Origin of the sequence: Haloferula luteola, assembly GCF_014201715.1 — a bacterium.
GTDB lineage: Bacteria > Verrucomicrobiota > Verrucomicrobiia > Verrucomicrobiales > Akkermansiaceae > Haloferula > Haloferula luteola.
Genome location: NZ_JACHFD010000004.1, coordinates 190,029 through 204,612, shown reverse-complemented (window position 1 = coordinate 204,612; position 14,584 = coordinate 190,029). Strand labels below are relative to the sequence as shown.

The window sequence follows — 14,584 nt, the reverse complement described above, 5'->3', positions numbered from 1 at the left end:
TTGGCGATGAATAATATCGAGAATAGGTCAATCCAAGGGCTTCTCAGATTTCCATCATCTTGAAACAAGAAGACGATATTTTCAGTCGGCTTCGGAACGGTGAGACCATTCGTTTCGATGATCCCGAATACCCAAGCCTCCGTGAGGCCTCATTCGCTACGAGGGCCTTGCTCCTGCAATTGAATCGTTCCGCCGATCCGGATGAGATCCGCGAACTGTTGAGTCGGATCACCGGCAAAGAGTTCGACAGATGCAGCGCCATCTTCCCCCCATTCCACATCAACTTCGGGAAGCATACGACAATTGGAAAGAACGTCTTCATCAATTTCGACTGCGTGTTTCTGGATTTTGGGGGCATCACCCTCGACGACGGGGTCTTCATCGCACCGAAAGTCAGCCTGCTTACCGAAGGTCACCCGGTTTCTTCTTGCGACAGGCACTCGCTGACCGTGGCTCCCATTCACATCAAGAGAAACGCATGGATTGGCGCCAACGCCACGATCCTCCAGGGCGTGACCATTGGCGAGAACGCCATTGTGGCGGCTGGCGCAGTTGTCACCAAAGACGTTCTCGACAACACCATCGTGGGCGGAATCCCCGCAAAGACCATCAGAACCCTGTCATGAGACGATCATGTTCTTCGCGGGAGTATTCTCAGCCTTCCTCCAGCGACCCGGCGTGGACGGGCGAAGCACCATGGCAGTCCCTATTCCAGCGAGATGATCGCTGCCCCCGCCCGTTCCGCAACCGTCAAGATCGAGCCGGGCGAGCAACACGAAGGACTAGTGAAACTAGAAAGGAAACCTTATGAATACCAATATTGAAGGAAAAGTAGTGGTCATCACCGGCGCGAGCAGCGGATTGGGCGAAGCGACCGCGCGGCATTTGTCCGCGGGAGGTGCCACCGTCGTGCTGGGCGCGCGGCGCGTGGACCGGCTCAAAGGATTGGCAGATGAATTGACAGCCAAGGGTGGCAAGGCGATGCCCGTCGCCTGCGATGTCAGCGATCGCGAGCAGGTGAAAGCTCTGGTGGATGCCGCCGTGCAGAAGTTCGGGCGCGTTGACGTGATCCTCAACAATGCCGGAGTGATGCCGCTCGCGCCACTCGAGCGCCTCAAGGTCGACGAGTGGGATCAAATGATCGACGTGAACTTCAAGGGTGTGCTTTACGGCATCGCCGCAGCGTTGCCGCACATGAGGGAACAGAAAGGCGGGCACATCATCAACGTTTCATCGGTTTACGGACACACGGTAGGCCCGGCGGCCGCTGTTTACTGTGCGACGAAGTTTGCCGTGCGCGCGCTCTCCGAAGGATTGCGACAGGAAGTGAAGCCCTACAACATCCGCACGACGGTCATTTCACCCGGTGCTGTCGCCACGGAACTGCTGGAACACATCAGCGAGAAGGACATTGCGCAGGGCACGCAGGAAATCGTCGATGAGATCGCCATCCCGGCGGACTCATTTGCCCGAATGGTCGCTTTCGCCATCAGTCAGCCGGAGGATGTGGACGTGAATGAAATCCTGTTCCGGCCAACGCGACAACCCTTGTAAGCCGCCATCAGCAAATCACACATGAACATCTCACACCGCATATTCCTCAAAGCCGCAGGGGTGGCGACCTGGCAGCCCACGAGCGCATGCTCAAGAGCTACGTAAAGGATCGTTTCGTGATCGATATGGGGACGCTGACGGAGAACGAGAATCACTTTCGAATCATGCACTGGATAAGGGTTGGAACACGCGAAGATTTGAGGCAACGGAACGTCGTGACCGTGCAGGGGCGGGATCGCAGGATCGCCGTCTTCTGGAATCACGGAGATCCGCAGGCGGTCGACAACCGTTGTCCCCACATGGGCTTTCCGCTGGACCAGGGCAGCGTCCACGAAGGTATCCTGACCTGCCACTGGCATCATGCGCGCTTTGCGCTGAAGGGTGGCTGCGCGTTCGACCTCTACGCGGACGACATTCCCACCTTTGCCGTCCGGGAGGAAAACGGCGTGATCGAGGTGAGCGACGAGCCCGATGCCATGCCGACGGAAGCCTACTACCGGGCGCGGCTCCGCCGGGGCCTGGAGCAGAACCTCAGTCTTCTCCAGGCCAAGGGCATTGTCGGCCTACTCAAGTTGGGCGTGCCCGTCGTGGAGATTCTCCGTGAGCTGGTGAACTTCGGATGCGAAAACCATGAGGCGTGGGCCGATGGGATGACACTGATTGCCCTAATGGGACGACTCGACCCGATTCTCTCCGAGAGAACACGGATCTACGGACTGTGCTGGGCATCGCGGCAGCTCGCGGCCAATTGTGCCGGCCGTCCCCACCGTCGTGAACGCGGGGCATTGACCGGCGCGGACGAATCGCTCGGGCGACTGCAGGATTGGTTTCGTGAGTTCGTCCTCATGCGTCATCTCGACGGCGCGGAGCGGGCCTTGTTGACCGCCAACCGGCTTTGTCGCGACCAGTCCGATCGCCAGAGGACACTTTCAAGCGCGATCCTGCAGCGCGTCTACCTCGACACGGGGCATCTGTATGACTTTGCAAACAAAGCGCTCGAACTCGGCGAGATTCTCACGACGGAGGGAGCGCCGGACGTCTGGCCACAGCTACTTCCGTTGCTGGTGCCAGAAGCCGTCGCGGGTCGGGGGGAGGAGGACAGCGGTTCGTGGCGAAATCCGTTTGACCTGATCAGCGCCATCCGCGCCGCGGAATCCTCCGTGAAAAAGGTGGAGCCCGGTCGCGGTGCCGTCCCGGACGGATTGCGGGACGTTCTGCTCGGTGGCGACTATCAGGCGATTCTCGACGCAATCGTTTCGGCGCTCCAGGCGCAGGCCGACCCCGAGTCACTCGCCCGCGAGGTCGCGCTCGCAGCCGCCTGGCGGCTTGCCCATTTTTCCCCGTCGAACGAGTTGGGCGACTGGTTCGGTCCCGTGCACACGTTCACCTATGCCAACGCTGTCGTGCAGTCGCTCAAGCGGGCACCCACAGCGGAGTTGCTGCCGGCGATCCTGCACGGAGCGATGGCCGTCTTTCAGGACCGCTTCCTCAACGTACCGCCGGGGGTTTATCCCAAGACGGATGCCGACCCGCACGCGGCGGCCCCTGATATTCTCGATCACATCCTCGAAATGATGGACCGGGCTCCCCACCCGCGCAAGGTGGTTGCGTCGGTGGTTGCCTGGGTGAGAGGAGGCGGCTCGATCGAAAAGCTGACCGACTGTCTCGCGTGGGCGACGATTCGGGAGGATCTGGATTTTCACAAGCTTCAGGCGATCGAGGCCGCGTATCAGCTTTCACGCGACGTTGCCGATGTCAAAGACAGGGCACTGCTTCTCGCTGGAGCAGCTCGCCACCTCGCGGCACACTGCCCGACAGCCCGCACGCGGCAGCAGTCCCCACGAAGCGCGCTCGCACTTCATCGGGGAGAAATGGCTCGAGACGAGGAGTGATTCCCATGCATCAGCATCGAATGGATTGCCGATTGATGATCCAAGGCAGGAACCTCGCCGGTCGCCAGTACCCTCACGGCGAGATCCTGGTCGCCGAGGCGCACCTCCGCGGCTACGATGACTCCCGTATCCGGATCGATGACGTGCTCGGGCGTGTAGATCATTTCACAGGCCCCGTGTTTGGTCATGCCCACCTTGGCATCCGGATCACGCGGGTTGACTCACTCCGCGATGTTCGTCCTGCGACTCTTGCGCATCTTGTCGAAACGGCGCACAGCCTTCGTGTCGCCGGGGTCGATGCCCTCCTCGGCGGCGAGCCGTTTCATATACTCCCAATACTGCTCCTCGGTGTTGCGGTGGACCAGATCGCGCAACGACGCGTTGGCCTCGATCACGCTCAAGTCGATGCCGAGGTTGCGGTAGAAGGTGCTGGCGATAGCCGTAGGCAGGCGGCGGATCTCGATCCAGAACTCCAGCTGGCCCTCGGCGGGGGTGTCGCGGGATTCAAACATGCTCGGAATGAAGACTGCCCAATGGCTCGACGTTTTCCAACAGGATGTTAGGGTGCCTGTTGCGGAAGGAGCGAGGGTAACGGCCCTCTCACTAACCTCGTCCATTGTCGACGCGGTTGGCATCCGACAGTATCCGCGCAGTTTCTCGCAGGGTCTCGACAATCGGCTCGGCGTGCATGCCGATGGCTGCTGTTGCCTTGCTGGAGTCCATCAGAAACGGCCGGTCGAACTGATAGTGTGTTGATCGTAGCTCGCGCAGCATCGGGACGAATATGCCTGCTGTCCGCAGCACCGGATACGGAATTACGGTCACCCTCGGAGCCTCTAGTCCATTTGCGTTCACGAATTGGTTGAGCAATTCGCGCGCCGTCATGGGTTCTTGTGTCGGGGTATGCCATGCCTGGCCCCACGTCTCCGGTTTGCTTGCGACGGCCACCAGCAATTTGGCAGCGTCGTTAACCGAGGTCCAACTGCGCGGAACGTCGAGCGGTACGGGCGACACGGCTCGCTTTCCTGCGAGCAGCGGTTTGCACAGAGCCAATGCGAACATGGAATTCGGCTGGATATGATCCGTTGAACGAACTTCGACCGTGCGCAGGCGACCGGAGCTGTGACGCTCAAGCGCTTCCCTCCACATGTCGGCTCGAACGCGGAGCTTCGGATGGGTGGCGGCAAGCGGTGTTTCCTCGGTCATCAACCCGCTAACCGGGCCATAACCATAAACATTGCTGTAACTGGCGAGCACCGCGCCAGTGCGCTCCGCCGCGATCAAAAACGCGGAAGCCAACGGCGGCCAGTCCGTCGGCCAGCGATCGTAGGCCGGGCTTGCGCAATTATAGAGCGCCGTAGCGCCCGTCGAAATGTCACACAGTCGTTCGCTGTCGGTAACGTCGGCGGGGATTCGTCGAACCTGGGGAATCTCAGGCCCCTTGCCGCTGCGGGTCACCAGACGAACTTCCTCGCCTCGATGCGCCAGTTGCTTGGCCACGGCGACGCCTACAGAACTCGCTCCCACGATGACATGAAGTGCCATAAATAGAGAATCGTTTGGCTGAACTCTCGTGCGATCGTTTTTTAGCGGCCGGAAATAGGGACCTTTTTCGAGCGCCCCCACGCGACGAACGCTGCCATGGTCCCAAGGATGAGATTCAGCGGAAGCGCCTTCATTTCCCCTCGCACGCTGTGGAAGAGGAACGCGGAAATCATGACGAGAACGAGTCCCACAGCCGCCAACGGCGTAAGTGACGGACGAATGCGAGTGGCCGCGGCCGCCACCAGGCCGATGGCCGCCGCGAACTCGGCCGCTCCTATGAATCGCACGAGTGCGAGCGGAACAACTCCCGGCCACCCCAGATTTCTGGCAAGTTCGGCGATCGGCTGAGTCAGCTTCATTACGCCCGCAAGGCCAAATGCGAGTGCCAATAGGATCTGGATGATCCAAAGGCCAACGTTGAACCTGTTGGTGGAAGCGGCGCCCACGCGAGGCGAAGTGATGTTCATGGTGAGTTCTTTCGTTTTAGACATGTTCTTACCTCGCCCGGCTCAGCGCGCGCTATCGATGATCGCGCCACCGTCCGGGGTGAGTGTGTATCCCGTAAGGAATTGAGCATCCTTGGAGGCCAAGAACAGGACGACCGGAGCAATATCCTCCTCCGGTGATCCATAACGGGCGAGCGCGTTGGACGGCGGAGGCACCTTGACATCTTTGCCCCACGTTTCCGCCACCGGCAGCAGATTGTTCACCGTGATGTTGTCGGCAGCCCATTCCCGTGCGGCCGTCCGTGTCAGTGCGCGCACGGCTTCTTTTGCCATGCTGTAGGGGCCATAACCGGCAAGACCGATGACCCCCGCCATCGAGCCGAAGTTGATGATGCGTCCCGCACCGCTCGACTTCAGATGGGGATGGCAAGCTTGCATCATTCGGAGGTAGGCGATCGGTCCCATCTCGAAATTGCGCTGCAGTTGTTCGACCGAGAGATCGATAATTGAGGAAAACGGAGCGCTTGGATCGAAGGCATTGTTTACGAGGATATCGATTCCCCCGAACGCCGAGATCACATTTTCCACCGACGCCTTGAGCTGATCGGGCTGGCTGATGTCGCAAACGACACCAACAGCCGTACCGCCCGCCGCTCGAATATCCGCGACAACTTGGTCCACATTCCCGGGCGTCCGGGAAACGACCGCGACCTTCGCGCCTTCCGCGGCGAACAATTTGGCAGTCGCGCGACCGATGCCGCGCCCTGCTCCTGTGACAATGGCAACTTTTCCTTCGAGTCTGTTCATGGTATTTCTTTGGTTGAGGTTCAAAATCATGTTGTTTGATTCATTTCATCCGCGGCTCTACTTCGCACTGATACCCGGGGTTTTTCGGATGAATTCGCGGCTGGAAATCTGATCCAACATGAACTGTGCGACATCTTCCCGGGAAATCGCGATGGTATGGCGCGTCCTGCCATAGACGCCAACGTTCAGCGCCGTGGTTGCTGGCCGGTCGTTTAAAAAGGCTACCCGCACCATGGTCCACTCCAACTGGGAGGCTCGGACCGCGGCTGCCAGCCCAACAATGTCGCGATAAACCGCCGGCATCATGACCTTGATGAGCCGTGCCGGCAGGTGGATTTTCCAGTCAAAGCCATCGTGGGGATCACGCGCCGTGCCGGTCGAAATACAGATGAATCGGCGTATGCCTTCTTGTTTCATGACAGAGATCATCGCATCGGTGGCCCGAGTAATCGGCTGATCCTTCGGATGTCTGAACTTCGTCGGTCCGAGCGCCGATAGCACCGCGTCGGCCCCGCGGATCGCTTCCGTCAAACTGTCGCGATCAAGCAGATCTCCCCGAACGACCCGAACGCGTGGATTGGCGAACGGAGTGCTCGGGCGCGCGAACACGGTAACATCCATTCCTTGCTGGAGCGCGCGCTCAATCAATGGTTTGCCTGTCCGTCCTGTTCCGCCAAAGATGGTCACCTTCATGTTTTTCGCCTTTATTTGTCCTAATGTCGTAGTTGTGATTGCGGCCCTCGTTGATCGCCGAACAACCGGAGGCTCCTCCGCTTAGGAAACGGAGGAACCTCCGTTTTGCAAGAAGAATTTTATGCCAGAAAACAAACACTCTCGTAAACCAAGGGCCGACGCCGAGCGCAACCGGCTGCACCTGCTGAAGATTGCGCGGAAGGTCTTCGACAAGAAAGGCACGGCGGCGAGCCTCGAAGAAATCGCCCGTGCGGCGGGAGTCGGCATTGGAACCCTTTATCGGCATTTCCCGACACGAGGTGTGCTCATCGACGCCTTATTCAGCCGAGAGCGTGACCAGTTGGTTGAAGCCGCAGCCAAGCTGTCCCGCGAGCGAACCCCTCTCGATGCCATCCATCAATGGCTGCTGCTGTTCGTCAACTACCTCGCGAACAAGCAGATCATGGCGGAGATTCTGAGCAATCTCGCTGGACGAACAGAGCGTGACACCAGCCATTCAGAGATTCTCGTCGAGACCTTGGCCGACCTACTTGCCTGCGCCAAGAAAAGTGGAGATCTCGCGGCAAATGTCGAAGCCATGGACCTCCTGTGCGCCGTTGCCGGAGTAGCGACTTTTGGAACGCCTGAAGGTTGGGAGCCGAGCGCCAAACGACTCGTTGATTTGATTGGCATCGGCCTCCAGTCTGGCCGCCAACTCTGACGAGTCCGATCTCTTTGGAGCAAGGAAGCTCCAGTCGGAGCAACGGTCTGGGCGACGAGCCCAAGGCGATGATGTATCGCCTTGCCCAAAAAGCTACTACCGGAAGCGCCACCACGTGGTAAACTTCATCCAACGCATCAAGCGCCTGCGTCGGATCTCGACCCGCTACGACAAGCTTGCAACGGTTTGCTTCAATTCCATCTTCCTGGCGCCAGTGCTCGATTGGATTCGCTCATTGTGAGGTTTTCAAACACCGCCTAACTAAGCTTCGATGGCATTCTTCAAGATGGGCCGTGTTAGCTCACGGAGGGAAAGAACCTGCCTTCCTTCCCGATCAAAATTGTCAGGATGAAGCCATCTTGAGAATGCGGCATCGAGGCTTGGCCATTCGGAATCAATGGCAGCAAACCAAGCAGTGTCACGATTTCGCCCCTTGTAGACCGTTGCATTTCGGAAGATTCCTTCAAAGGAAAGTCCGAGTCGTTGCGCTGCAGAACGAGATGGAGCATTCAGTGCATCACATCGCCACTGATATCGTCGATACCCAAGGGAAAAGGCCGATTTCATCATCAGATACATGGCCTCGGTGGCTGCGATGCTCTGCTTCAAGGATTCGGAAAAGTGGATGTGCCCAACCTCAATGGATCCGTTGTCGGGATCAATACTCAAATAGCTGGCCAGCCCCACCGGATTCCCGGTGCTCCTCGATCGAATCGCGTAGAACTGGGGGTCGTCGAGGGAACTCATTGAGGTCAGCCAAGCACGATAATCTTCGAAAGAATCGAAAGGGCCGTAGGGAAGATACGTCCAGTTGCTTCCACGCTGGTCTTTGCTGCAAGCTGCATACAAACCCTCCGCATGTGCATCAGGGTCCAATGGTTCCAACCAACACGTTCGGCCTTCGAATGAAGTGTTTTGAGGAAACATCGGCGAAGCCCAATTCAGCAATGGATCGCCGATCGGCTGACCGAACTTGTTTGTCTGAGTCTTCATTTGCTTCATCGATTGAGGTAGGAGCGCCGGTCGGTAGTGTCCAGAATCTTTCCCGCTTTGGCTCGGTCTGGATCACCCGCAATTGATGTAAGTCAGGCTGCTTCACGATATTTAGTGCGTATGAACGTTCGACTCAATGACCCTTCGTCTCCTCGCGTCCAAGCGATGCGGCCACCTTTCGTTGCGACGCCGTGAGTGCCGGCCACAAGTAGGCGAGCATTCGCGGTTTCATCGTGCGCAGCGCCTCCTTGTCGTCGCGCCGAAGAGACACTTTGAAAAACGAAGGAGAGAGGTCGATTGCTCGCTCCTTCAATCGCCCAAGGAACATCGCGGCATACTTCGGCGTGAGCTTCTTGTTCGTTCGGAGGTGGGATAGCGCACCGGCAAGGCGCGCATCGTCCTCCTTGGCGGCGAGCCTTTCGAGTGAGCGGATCGTCGATTCCAAGTGCATTTTGGACGTCAGCCGATCGAGCTTCTTCTTTGGGGGCTTCATACGCCTCCGTCTCCGTGTCAACATGTGTGAGGATTCGTGTGAAAACCTGTCGCGGCTGTTCCGCAGTTTCTCACAACTCACCGACTACAAATCACATTCAGTTTGAATCTGAATGGATGGTCGGTCTTCCCGAGTTCGAAGCCCGTCGGCAAAAAGCCCGCCAGCTGGCGAGTTCCCCGCACAATCTGATGCAATTCGTGGGCCGGGAAGCTCCCATCGCTGCGTCCAATGAACCAGTGCGCACCCCATGGATATCCCCGATTGACGGCTGCCGGTTTGAGCTGATCCCGCAAGGTCGAGCGGGCACCATCACCGATCAGCAGCAGATCAAACCGACAGGCGTCCTCCTGCTCGACAAACCGTAACCGCCACCCCTCGGTCTCTCGTTTGGCCGACAGAACCTCATGCCCCCAATGCACCGGCACCCCTTCCTCTGCGGCAGCCTCAAGCAGATAATGGAGCAACACCGGCCGGTGGAGACCCAGCCCGAATCGACCTTCACCCATTTTCTGATAGCGCAGGTCGAGGAGATCACGCCCATCCGACTCCATGATGTGCAGCCGATCCACCCGGGCGCCATGGCGCAAGATGGGGGCAAGGATGCCCAATTCGTCGAGGACACCCATGCCCGAGGGCTGCAGGAGAAAACCGGCACCGACCGGGCGGCAATCCGGTGCCCGCTCATATACCACGACCTCATGACCCTGCCGCGCCAGCAGAATGGCCGCTGCCGGCCCCGCCGTACCACTGCCCACCAGGGCGATTCGCATCCGCCTCACTGCAAAAGGCTGAGCCATGCCGCCGCCGCCACCAAGTGAGATTTCCTGCATGCCATGCATTCCAGGCTGCCCAGAGAAGCCGGGAACCCATAGACTCCGCATCCACCATGGTTGCCTCGCTTCGCTTTCCCCTCCTGCTGTTGCTCGCCATCACGCCAACCATGGCCGCCCCCCCTGAGACTCGAGCCACGCTCGAAAGTCTGCGCGCGCAGCATGACTTGCCCGCCCTCGCTGTGGCCGTCGTGAAAGGAAACCGCATCGTCGACCTTGCTGCTGTCGGCGTCCGAAAAATTGGGGATTCCACCCCAGTCACTGACGACGACCTTTTTCACATCGGCTCATGCACCAAGTCGATGACCGCGACTTTGGCTGCGCTGATGGTCGAAAAGGGGGAATTGCGATGGGACACGACGCTTCAGGAGGTCTTCCCCAAACTGCCGATGCATCCTGACTACCGCGCAGTCACCTTGGAGCAGCTTCTCCAAAATCGGGGCGGCGTCCCCGGAGCCCCACCCGAGGCAGCATGGACACGCGCCTGGGAGGCAAAGGGCAGCATCCTCAAACAGCGCCGTGACTTCATCAAAGCCGTCCTGGCGGATCCTCCGGAAGTCCCTCCCGGCACCCTCACACGATATTCGAATCAGGGCTTCACGCTTGCTGGTGCGATGTTGGAAGAAACCGCCCACCAGCCGTGGGAGGCCCTCATCACCCAACGACTCTTTCGCCCCCTCGGAATGAATTCCGCCGGTTTTGGCACTCCCGGCCACCTCGGCAAACTCGATGCTCCGTGGGGTCACCGCCGCGAACAGGGGAAACTCGTTCCCATCCAAGAAGACAATCCTCCCGCCATTTCACCGGCTGGCCGTGTCCACCTCTCGCTCTCGGATCTCGCCCGCTATGCGATGCTCCATCTCGGTTCCGACTCCCCGCACGCGCTGCTCAAAAAAACCACCCTTGAGAAGCTCCATACTCCACCCGAAGGCACCTCCTATGCCTGTGGCTGGGTCGTGGTCGATCGCCCGTGGGCCGGCGGCCACGCGCTGACCCACAATGGATCGAACACCATGTGGTATGCCGTGATGTGGCTGGCACCTGAAAAGCACTTTGCCGTCGTCACCGCCACCAATGTGGCTGGCCCGGAGGCCGAAGCCGCTTGTGACGAAGCCACGAGCTCGATGATCCAAAAATGGCTCCAACCCTAAGCGTCCCGAAACCCCATCGCTTCTTCGCTCAAACGCCTCGGCTCAGGCATCATCTGCGCTCCGCCCACCCGCCCTCTGAATGACCTTGGCGAGGTATTTCTGAAAATGCCAAATCGGTTCTTCAAGATGGCTGAGGCGTCCCTGCGCGTATCCGCTCGAATGCAGTCCTCGCTGGGTGGCGGTGCAGACCTCCATGTCTTCGAGATGGAAATCAATTCCCGCTTGGATCTCTCGCTGCAGCACTTCCTCTGCCGGCGACTCGACACCCGGTGCCAGAATCATGGTCGTTAACAGCGAACAGGTCTCGGGCCCCGTGGGCAACAGGCGATACCAATAAACCCGGTCTGGTGCGGAAAAGAGCAGGAAATTGGGAAACCCCAGAAAGATCCACCACTCAAGACAGTCTTCCAGCTTGAGCCCGGGAAATACGGGAAATGCCGTTTCTGGAGCACCTCGTTCCAAAATCTCTTCCTTCAATCGGCCTTTCAACGGCAAGTGCATCACCGAAAACTCGGGATCGTAGGGTTCCGTCCAACATCCCCGGGCCGGGAGAAAGGGCTCCAGAGTCTTCATGTGCGCTCCCATGTGGTGATAAGCTTCCATGAAATTCTCCACCAGGATCTTCCAATTGAACGGGCACTCCCAATGGGCCGACCACGCCACCCTCCCCTCACCCATCTGCCACTTGCCCACAAACTGATCTTTCAGCCGGCTCCACCTCTCCTCGATCGGATCCGCCTCCCCAGAAAGATTCACCATCACGAAGCCCTCCCAGATCGCGGAACGAAAGGCATGCAGGCAAACCTCCGAGCGGTCAAAGCCCTCCGCCATCTGCATCTCAGGAGCACCGATCAACTTCCCTCCCAGATCATAGCTCCATAAATGATACGGGCACAGAATCACCCGCTGGTGGCCCTCGTCAGGATGCCCAAATCCGCTGGGCATGAGGTCCATGCCTCGATGGCGGCACGTGCGCGATAGCACCCGCACCTCTCCGTCTTTCCCCCGAACAACCAGCAAGGGCTCACCACACAAGTCGATCCGGACAAAATCGCCGGCATTCGGAATCTGTGAGACATGACAAAGCGAAATCCATTCCTTGCGAAAAACCTCCGCCTCCTCGAAGCGGGCAAAGTCGGCATCGAAATACGCCGCCGCCGGCAGGGTGCACGAGCGTTCCCGCGGCAACGCTGCGGCTTGAAGGATGCCCTCGGTGAGAGCTGTCGGACAGGAGGTGATCATCATGATTCAAAAATCGGAGGTTCCAGAAATTCGCTGGGAAAATCGCTCAGCCAGTGCGTGGCCGATCCATCGGTTGAGCTCCCAGAGATCGGCAACGGGCTTTCTCGAAAAGGGTTCACACTGCAGATAGCCATCGGGGCCGAACTCAGGGGTCAGCGTGATCTCGTCAAAACCCCGCGTCGCCATGCACTCGACCACCCGATCCCACCATCTCAGGTGAACCTCGTAGGCCTCGGCATACTCCGGAGCCCGTGGATCGGGCACTTGGGGACCCTGCGCATAACCAATCCGGGCTTGGATATGATAGGCATGCTGCGCCGCCAAATCGAGAATCTCCGGGTGCTCATCCAGGATCCACCGCTCCGCGACCACACACCAGTGGCTGAAGTCGCAGGTGAGCTTCAAGTCAGGCACTGCCAACAGAATCTCCCGAGTCGCCCAAGGCGAGAACGTCGAACGTCCTCGGTGGGTTTCGACCGATATGCCGATTCCATGCTTCTGCTCCAAATCGACGACGCCCCGAAAGAAGCGGATCGCTTCCTCGAGTGGCCAGGCATCGTACCCCGCCATGCTATTGATGAATCGGGGCGCTCCCTTCAGGGAAGCGGCCACTCCGCGATCCAGAGATTCCAGATGCTCCTTCACCGTGCGTCCTGGTTCCGGCACATACACTCCCGGTTTCGTGCAGGTAGTCACTTCCGCAATCCAGGGGCATCCCTCGGCTTTCAGCGCCGAAAAGAACTCATCGCAAATGCCCTCTTCCTCTTCAGGAGGGACCGGACCTTCCAGCCCTGCGAATCCTGCCTGCTTTGCTTCCGAGATCGCATTCGCAAACGACCCTTCGTGTCCCCACAAGGTTTTGAACAAGATGCTTTTCATGATCCGTCTCGGGCGACTCGAAATCCTAGATTGTCCCAACGCGCATCTTCCTCCGCCCAATCCCGCCATGAGGCGCGAAGCACTCGTGGCAAATGATCCCATGCGCCGCCACGGATCACTCGACGCCCAGGCAAGGCGCCCTCGGTCCATGCCCGCCCGTCCCTCGGTGCCCCCTCGTAGTGAGCATGCCATCCATCCGCCGTCCACTCGCACACATTTCCTAACATGTCGGCCAACCCGAACGCGTTAGAAGGGTAACTGCCCACCGGGCACAGCGCCCCCCTCCCCACCTTCCGACCCGCCTCATCATAACCATAGTTCGCCTGTGCCGGATCCAGCCAGGCCCCCTGAGGAAACACCCCATCACTGCCCGCACGGCAGGCATATTCCCATTCAGCTTCGCTCGGGAGCCTCCCGCCCGAGGCCCGGCAAAACGCCTGCGCTTCCGGCCAAGTCACCCCCACCACAGGAAGATCGTCGGCAACCCTCGCAGCATTCGCGGCGGGAAGTTCACCTGCCCATGCCCGCCATTGCCCGCAGGTCACCGGAAACCGGGAAAGCGCAAAGCCCGCCGAGAGGCGCACGCAATGACGCGGCAACTCCACGGCCGAAGAGAACTTATCCTCGTCCCGTCCGCCCATCTGAAACTCGCCAGGAGGCAGCTCCACCCAGTCAAGGTCTCCTTGCCAGTCGGGCCAGATCGCCATCATGCAAAGCGAGTTGGACGGAAGAAGTTCATTCCCATCAAATCAGCATCCCATATGCCATGGCGGACTTTTATTTGCGCTCGCAACTATTTCTTCCCGCTTGTCACGAACCCAGCAACCAGCGGAGCATCCATCCATGGATCCGTCCGACCACTTGCCGCAGCATGTCGCCTGGCGGCTGTTTCTCACCGTCCATGCACTGGCGGTCCGCGGAATCGACCAAGGGCTTCGCGATCATGCCCCCTTATCACTGGATGACTACGATGTCCTGCTCACCCTTCAGGAAGCGCCCGACGGCTCACTGCGCATGAGCGAACTGGCCGAGGCCGTATTGCTCAGCAATGGCGGCATGACCCGTCGCGTCGCCCGACTCCTCGAAAAGGGCTACCTCAAGAAGACCCAGTCGCTCGATGACGCCCGGGTTTTTCGGGTCGGGCTCACCCGCAGGGGGCGCCGCGCACTCGAAGCCAGTTGGGTGGCCTATCGCCCGCTGATCGAAAGCCATTTTGCCACTCATCTGAGCGACGCAGAAGCCCGCCAATTCGGCGAATGGATGCAACGATTGCTGGACCACTTGGGAGGTCCCGCCCATCGGGGTTTGCTGGAACGCCAGGTGACCGACGCCCCTCAGTCCCCTGCCTGACACGGACTC

Annotated in this window: 19 protein-coding genes; 7 read left to right on the top strand and 12 right to left on the bottom strand. The window is 59.3% G+C overall.

Annotated elements, in window-relative coordinates; all coding sequences use genetic code 11:
• Positions 1-56 precede the first annotated feature (56 nt).
• The 3 genes from HNR46_RS05670 to HNR46_RS05660 all read left to right on the top strand — a co-directional run bounded on the left by HNR46_RS05670 (position 57) and on the right by HNR46_RS05660 (position 3,446).
• Positions 57-626, top strand: a complete 570-nt coding sequence (locus HNR46_RS05670; protein WP_184016796.1) for a DapH/DapD/GlmU-related protein — start codon at positions 57-59, stop codon at positions 624-626.
• A 181-nt stretch (positions 627-807) separates the two neighbouring features.
• Positions 808-1,554: an SDR family oxidoreductase gene (locus tag HNR46_RS05665; RefSeq protein WP_184016659.1), complete on the top strand. Its 747-nt coding sequence runs from the start codon at positions 808-810 to the stop codon at positions 1,552-1,554.
• An 86-nt stretch (positions 1,555-1,640) separates the two neighbouring features.
• The gene (locus HNR46_RS05660; RefSeq protein WP_184016657.1) at positions 1,641-3,446 is read left to right on the top strand and encodes a Rieske 2Fe-2S domain-containing protein; all 1,806 of its coding nucleotides are present in this window, start codon (positions 1,641-1,643) and stop codon (positions 3,444-3,446) included.
• Here the strand turns inward: HNR46_RS05660 and HNR46_RS05655 are convergent.
• From HNR46_RS05655 to HNR46_RS05630, 6 genes are all read right to left on the bottom strand, one after another.
• Positions 3,413-3,634, bottom strand: coding sequence for a hypothetical protein (locus tag HNR46_RS05655; protein WP_184016655.1), 222 nt, complete (start codon positions 3,632-3,634; stop codon positions 3,413-3,415). The two genes, HNR46_RS05660 and HNR46_RS05655, sit on opposite strands and share 34 nt — an antisense overlap.
• Before the next feature lie 33 nt (positions 3,635-3,667).
• Complete coding sequence (locus tag HNR46_RS05650; protein ID WP_184016653.1) at positions 3,668-3,958, bottom strand: hypothetical protein; 291 nt, start codon at positions 3,956-3,958, stop codon at positions 3,668-3,670.
• Between the two features lie 91 nt (positions 3,959-4,049).
• Positions 4,050-4,991 (bottom strand): NAD-dependent epimerase/dehydratase family protein, encoded by a 942-nt coding sequence (locus tag HNR46_RS05645; RefSeq protein ID WP_184016651.1) that lies wholly within the window; start codon positions 4,989-4,991, stop codon positions 4,050-4,052.
• Between the two features lie 41 nt (positions 4,992-5,032).
• Positions 5,033-5,482 carry a DoxX family protein gene (locus HNR46_RS05640; protein WP_221285031.1) on the bottom strand — a complete coding sequence of 150 codons (450 nt, stop codon included), beginning with the start codon at positions 5,480-5,482 and terminating at the stop codon, positions 5,033-5,035.
• Positions 5,483-5,500: 18 nt separating this feature from the next.
• On the bottom strand, positions 5,501-6,244 hold the full coding sequence (locus tag HNR46_RS05635) for an SDR family NAD(P)-dependent oxidoreductase (RefSeq protein WP_184016792.1): 744 nt from the start codon (positions 6,242-6,244) through the stop codon (positions 5,501-5,503).
• A gap of 57 nt (positions 6,245-6,301) precedes the next feature.
• On the bottom strand, positions 6,302-6,937 hold the full coding sequence (locus HNR46_RS05630) for an NAD(P)-dependent oxidoreductase (RefSeq protein ID WP_184016649.1): 636 nt from the start codon (positions 6,935-6,937) through the stop codon (positions 6,302-6,304).
• 121 nt (positions 6,938-7,058) lie between these two features.
• Between HNR46_RS05630 and HNR46_RS05625 the strand changes: the two genes are divergently transcribed.
• Positions 7,059-7,637 carry a TetR/AcrR family transcriptional regulator gene (locus HNR46_RS05625; protein ID WP_184016647.1) on the top strand — a complete coding sequence of 193 codons (579 nt, stop codon included), beginning with the start codon at positions 7,059-7,061 and terminating at the stop codon, positions 7,635-7,637.
• A 115-nt stretch (positions 7,638-7,752) separates the two neighbouring features.
• A complete protein-coding gene (locus HNR46_RS21165) occupies positions 7,753-7,878 on the top strand; it encodes a hypothetical protein (protein WP_281375551.1) in 126 nt (41 codons plus the stop codon).
• A 20-nt stretch (positions 7,879-7,898) separates the two neighbouring features.
• Here the strand turns inward: HNR46_RS21165 and HNR46_RS05620 are convergent, their stop codons facing one another.
• The 3 genes from HNR46_RS05620 to HNR46_RS05610 all read right to left on the bottom strand — a co-directional run bounded on the left by HNR46_RS05620 (position 7,899) and on the right by HNR46_RS05610 (position 9,953).
• Positions 7,899-8,630 carry a GNAT family N-acetyltransferase gene (locus HNR46_RS05620; RefSeq protein WP_184016645.1) on the bottom strand — a complete coding sequence of 244 codons (732 nt, stop codon included), beginning with the start codon at positions 8,628-8,630 and terminating at the stop codon, positions 7,899-7,901.
• A gap of 133 nt (positions 8,631-8,763) precedes the next feature.
• On the bottom strand, positions 8,764-9,123 hold the full coding sequence (locus HNR46_RS05615) for a hypothetical protein (protein WP_184016643.1): 360 nt from the start codon (positions 9,121-9,123) through the stop codon (positions 8,764-8,766).
• A gap of 77 nt (positions 9,124-9,200) precedes the next feature.
• Entirely contained in the window at positions 9,201-9,953 is a 753-nt protein-coding gene (locus HNR46_RS05610) for an FAD-dependent oxidoreductase (RefSeq protein ID WP_184016641.1), read from the bottom strand.
• A gap of 56 nt (positions 9,954-10,009) precedes the next feature.
• On the opposite strand from HNR46_RS05610, the gene HNR46_RS05605 reads away from it, so the two are divergent.
• Positions 10,010-11,104: a serine hydrolase domain-containing protein gene (locus HNR46_RS05605; RefSeq protein WP_184016639.1), complete on the top strand. Its 1,095-nt coding sequence runs from the start codon at positions 10,010-10,012 to the stop codon at positions 11,102-11,104.
• Between the two features lie 42 nt (positions 11,105-11,146).
• On the opposite strand, the gene HNR46_RS05600 is transcribed toward HNR46_RS05605, so the two are convergent.
• Genes HNR46_RS05600 through HNR46_RS05590 form a run of 3 tightly spaced genes read right to left on the bottom strand, consistent with a single transcriptional unit; the run spans position 11,147 to position 13,935 of the window.
• Positions 11,147-12,349 carry an aromatic ring-hydroxylating oxygenase subunit alpha gene (locus HNR46_RS05600; RefSeq protein WP_184016637.1) on the bottom strand — a complete coding sequence of 401 codons (1,203 nt, stop codon included), beginning with the start codon at positions 12,347-12,349 and terminating at the stop codon, positions 11,147-11,149.
• A 3-nt stretch (positions 12,350-12,352) separates the two neighbouring features.
• Entirely contained in the window at positions 12,353-13,225 is an 873-nt protein-coding gene (locus HNR46_RS05595; protein WP_184016636.1) for a sugar phosphate isomerase/epimerase family protein, read from the bottom strand.
• Positions 13,222-13,935, bottom strand: coding sequence for a formylglycine-generating enzyme family protein (locus tag HNR46_RS05590; RefSeq protein ID WP_221285028.1), 714 nt, complete (start codon positions 13,933-13,935; stop codon positions 13,222-13,224). The genes HNR46_RS05595 and HNR46_RS05590 overlap by 4 nt, the downstream gene beginning before the upstream one ends.
• Positions 13,936-14,068: 133 nt before the next feature.
• Between HNR46_RS05590 and HNR46_RS05585 the strand changes: the two genes are divergently transcribed.
• Positions 14,069-14,575, top strand: coding sequence for a MarR family winged helix-turn-helix transcriptional regulator (locus HNR46_RS05585; RefSeq protein WP_184016632.1), 507 nt, complete (start codon positions 14,069-14,071; stop codon positions 14,573-14,575).
• Positions 14,576-14,584: the final 9 nt, after the last annotated feature.